Origin of the sequence: Mycobacterium sp., assembly GCF_035603715.1 — a bacterium.
In the GTDB taxonomy this organism is placed as follows: domain Bacteria; phylum Actinomycetota; class Actinomycetes; order Mycobacteriales; family Mycobacteriaceae; genus Mycobacterium.
Map to the genome: position 1 here is coordinate 1 of NZ_DATNJW010000222.1, position 4,623 is coordinate 4,623.

4 protein-coding genes are annotated in these 4,623 nt (G+C 67.9%); all 4 read right to left on the reverse strand.

Translation table 11 applies throughout. The features are described from left to right. Positions 1 to 66: 66 nt before the first annotated feature. The gene (locus tag VN856_RS09310; RefSeq protein WP_325688248.1) at positions 67 to 1,269 is read right to left on the reverse strand and encodes an acetyl-CoA hydrolase/transferase C-terminal domain-containing protein; all 1,203 of its coding nucleotides are present in this window, start codon (positions 1,267 to 1,269) and stop codon (positions 67 to 69) included. Then, positions 1,266 to 2,411, reverse strand: a complete 1,146-nt coding sequence (locus VN856_RS09315) for an acyl-CoA dehydrogenase family protein (RefSeq protein ID WP_325688249.1) — start codon at positions 2,409 to 2,411, stop codon at positions 1,266 to 1,268. Before VN856_RS09315 ends, VN856_RS09310 begins: the two co-directional genes overlap by 4 nt. A gap of 3 nt (positions 2,412 to 2,414) precedes the next feature. Beyond that, on the reverse strand, positions 2,415 to 3,590 hold the full coding sequence (locus VN856_RS09320) for an acyl-CoA dehydrogenase family protein (protein ID WP_325688251.1): 1,176 nt from the start codon (positions 3,588 to 3,590) through the stop codon (positions 2,415 to 2,417). Further along, positions 3,587 to 4,623, reverse strand: a 1,037-nt coding sequence (locus VN856_RS09325) for a fatty acid--CoA ligase family protein (RefSeq protein WP_325688253.1), incomplete at its 5' end; no start/stop codon positions are given. The genes VN856_RS09320 and VN856_RS09325, both read right to left, overlap by 4 nt.

A 4,623-nucleotide genomic window follows, 5' to 3' on the forward strand; every position in this document is an offset into this window, starting at 1 on the left:
TCCGCCTCCGGTGACCAGGACGACTTTGCCGGTCAAGGGACCTTCAGGCATTGCGCGTTATCTCCTTCATTCCGTGAATAATTCGGCGATGAGCGCACGGCGCTGCGACCAATCCGCTGCGCGCAGGTCGACGTGTCCGGACTCGGTGACGATCAGGTCGACGTCGTAGGCGGGTGTGGAGGCGGGCCGGCTCAGCTGCTCGACCAGCGGCGAGCGACCGTTCACCTGCCGCGGGACGGCGATGATCGACAGTCCGCGGCGACTAGCTCGGGCGGCGGCGCAATAGTCGGGATGCCCACCGATGCCGCCGATCACCTTGTCGCGCAAGCCTTCGACGTTGATCTGTCCGTATTGGTCGATCTCGATGGCGGTGTTCACCGCGACCAGCGGTGCGCCGCGCGACAGCCGGGTGAGGTCGTGGGTGTAGTCGAGTCCGCGCAGGATCCGGCGCCCATCGACCCACTCGTAGAGAGAGTCGCTGCCCAGCAGATACGTCGCCGACGGTGTACCCGCCAGCAGCCCGCGCCGGTCGAGGTCGACGACCGCATCGGTGAGTAGCCCGGTGTCGATGTGTAACGGCGCTTGTGCCCGGCGCAGCAGTGCGGTGCCGAGCTGCCCTGGCCCGTACTGGATCCGGGCGTCTTCGGGGAGTAACCGCAATACCGCGTCGGCGAGCGCGTCGTGAATCGGCTCGGGGTCGCGTTGCGGTACTCGCAGCGGTCCGGTCCCGACAGAACCGATTACCTCGACACTCGACGGGTCGAGCGCAGGCCCGGCATCCGCCGCGACCATCGAGGTGTCGACCACGGCGAGAGTCCTTGTGCCGCTATCGATTAGCTCGCGCTGCCAGGACACCTCGGTGCCGAACTGCAACAAGCCATCCCGACGTACCAGCCGGGTGAGCAGCACGTCGGGCCGCAGCACGTCAGCCAGCAGCGCGGGAATCGCCCCCAGCCGCGTCGGCAGGAAGCGCGCCTTCGGGCTGCGCAATACGTCACGCACGCCCCACCCGGGCATCAACGCAACCACTTCGGCAAACGCGTCTGCGTCGAGGCCGTCGATCGGGGCGGGCAGCCAGCCCAGCACCAGGCGCACCGAGCCTACCTCGCTGGCGGCGGCGCTCAGCGCCGCGCCGACCGACCCGCCGTCGTCGAGGCAGCGCAGCGCGCCCACTCCGTCGCCGAGGGCAACCGTCGCTCCGGGGCGCAGCGCAGCGCGCACCGCGGCGGTGAAGCCGGCCCTGGTCAAAGGGGTCAAACTCGTTGTCATCGCGGTTCTTTGGGAAGCCCGAGCACCCGCTCACCGAGGATATTGCGCTGAATCTCGCTGGTGCCGCCCAGGATCGTTTGCGCCCGCCCGACCAGCATATGGTGCACCAGGCCGTCCTCCTCGGGGTCGGCGCACGCGTCGGTACCAAGCACCTCGGTGGCCATGTCGCCCAGGTCCTGATCGGTTTCTGAGGTCATCAGCTTGAGCACCGAGAAAGCCGGCGATGTCAAGTCACCTGAGTCGATGGCGCGCTGCCAGGTGTAGCGCAGCAGCCACATCCTTGCCCACAGCCGGGTCATCGACCGCGACAGCACCGGGTCGAGCAGGTCGTGGTCACGGGCCGCATCGACCATGCGTTCATGCAGCCGGAACATCGACACCGCCTGCGAACCCAATGTCAGGCGCTCACGACCCAGCGTAACCATCGCGACCGTCCAGCCCTGACCGATGTCACCGATCAGCGCGTCTTGGTCGAGTTCGGCGCCGTCGAAGAAGACTTCGTTGAACTTGCTCTCACCGTCCATCTGCATCAGTGGGCGCACCGTGACCCCCGGGATGTCCATGGGCACAACGAACATCGACAAGTCACGGTGCTTGTCCGGACCCGTGCGGGCGAGCAGCAGCCCGAAGCGGGCCGAGGCAGCCGCTGAACTCCACACTTTCTGACCATCGATGCGCCAACCCGTCGCGGTGCGTTCGGCACGGGTGCGCACGCCGGCAAGATCCGATCCGGCGCCGGGTTCGGAAAACAGCTGACACCAGACGTCGTCGCCCAACCGGATCGGCTCCAGGTAGCGGTCCTTCTGATCTTGGCTGCCGAATTTGATCAGCACCGGACCAACCAGGTCGGCGCCGGTGATGCTCAGCTGGCGGGGCACACCGGCTCGCGCGCACTCCTCGGCGAAGACGGCCTGATGCGCCACTGATGCATCGGCGCCGCCGAACTCGCGCGGCCAGTGCAGGCAGGCGTACCCGTGGTCGGCGAGGTAGCGGTGCCACGCCCGGCCGGGTTCGATGTCGGCCGCGGTGGGCGTGGGCCCGTAATTCCGTAGGCCGGCCGGCCTCGGTGCGCTGTCCAGAAACGAGCGGATCTGCGCGCGTAGCGCGTCCGGGTGTTTCGAGCCGTCAGGGGAACCCGGCACCGGTCACTCCTCCCTCAGAGGCGACGGGCCCAGCGCCGACAGCCGGTCCCAGTGCTGGCCAGGTGTGCCGAACACCACCTCGTCCGTGCGGGCGCGTCGGAAGTACAAGTGTGCGGAATCCTCCCAGGTGAAGCCGATGCCGCCGTGAATCTGGACGTTCGCTTTAGCCGCGTTGCGCAGCGCCTCGGAACACACCGCCTTGGCCATGCTCGCGCGCCAGGTCGATTCGCCGGCGGCCGCAGCGGGTGAACCGTCGAGCGCTTCCAGCGCCGCCTGCGAGGCCGATCGCGCCCATTCGAGATCGACCAGCATGTCCGCGCACTTGTGCTTGATGGCCTGAAAGCTGCCGATCTGCCGGCCGAATTGTTCGCGGGTGCGGGCGTAATCGGTAGCGATCTCAAGCACCCGTTCGCAGGCGCCGACCTGTTCCGCAGACAACACCGCCAGCGCAATATCGACGTTGCGGTCGACGACGTCACCTAGGGGACCGTCGGCGGACAGCCGCAGCGCCGGCGCTGAGCTCAGCGTGATGGTGGCCATCGGCCGGGTGCCGTCGAGCACGCGTTCAGCCTCGGCGACGACGCCGTCGACGGTGGGGTCGAGCAGGAACACCGCCGGCTCGCCATCACCGCCAATGGCGATGACGACGAGATCGTCGGCAGCGGAACCGCCGAGCACGTGACGCACTTTGCCGTCGATACTCCAGCCATCTCCGGTACGGGCGGAGCGCAGCGTCACCGCGGACGGCCGCCACAATCCGCCGTCACCGGTGAGCGCCGCGGCCGCAGTGCGGCGACCTTCGATGAGCCCGGTCAGCCGCTTGTCGGCGTCGGGGTCGTGTTCGGTCAAGTCGAGCAGTAGCCCGGTGGCCAGCACCGTGGAGCTGACGAATGGCACCGGGGCCAACGCGCGGCCGAGTTCGTGGGCCACCACACCCAGCGCGGACGCACCGAAACCTGCGCCGCCGAGGTGCTCGGGCAGTGCGATGGCGGCCACCCCTACCTGGTTGCACAGCACATCCCACAGCGCAGTGTCGAAGCCGGAGTGTCCGTCCGTGCCCCCACCGTCTCCTTCGCCGTACGCGACGGCGCGCACTCGGTCCTCGGATGCCAGTCGCTCACAGGCCGAGCGCACGGATTGTGCGAGTTCCTGACGTTCGTCAGCGGACAACGGCGTCATCGAATTCCTCCTGCGATCTGCCGTGCCAGCTCGGACTTGGCGACCTTGCCGAGCCCCGTCAGTGGGAACTCGTCGACGAGGACGAGCCGCTCGGGCCACTTCTGCTTCATTAGCCCGCGTTGGTCGAGGAAAGTGCACAGCTCATCGAGGGTGACGTCGCGATGGCGTGGCGAACGACGCACGACCGCGCACACCAGCTCACCGCGCAATTCGTCGGGCTGGCCCAGCACCGCGATCTCGTCGACCAGAGGATGTGCCAGCAGTTCGTTCTCGATCTCGTCGGGGGCCACATTCTCGCCCTTGCGGATGATCAGATCCTTGGTGCGCCCAGTGACCACGATGCGGCCGTCCGGACGGAGGTGGCCCCGGTCGCCGCTGCGGAACCACCCGTCCGCAGCGAGGGCATCAGCCCACTGGTCGTGCTGCAGGTATCCCGGTGTCAGGTTGGCGCCCCGCAGCTCGATCTCGCCGTTCGCTGCGATCCGCACCTGCGATCCAGGGATGGGCCGGCCCGCGCTGTTGGCCAGTTGCTCGTCGGTGTCGGTGGCCTCGCTGACGCAGATCATCGGCGCCTCGGTCATCCCGTAGGCGTGAACGACGGGCACCCGGAGGTGTTCACGCACCTGCCTGTGTACTTCAGGCGGACACGCGGCACCCCCGCCGATCAGCATCCGCAGCGACGGCACCAGCAATTCGGTTGTCGGCGCGGCCATTTGAGCGGCCAGCAGCATCTGGTAGAACGCGGTGCTCGCTCCGGTTACCGTCACCTGGTGCTCTGCGAGCACCCGGGGCAGGTCGGCTGCGGAGACTTTGGGGATGAGCAGCACCGGAAAGTCGCCGAACAGAGCGGTGGCGAGATAGACCATGCCGCCGATGTGCGCGATGGGAAAGGCGATCGTCCCGACTTCCCGAGGATGGCTACCCACACCGAGATGGGTGGCGTAGCCGCTGGCCGCGCTGAGCAAGGTTGCGTCGGAGTGGCGGACGGCTTTCGGGCTGCCGGTGGTGCCCGACGTGAAGTACACCCAGCGTG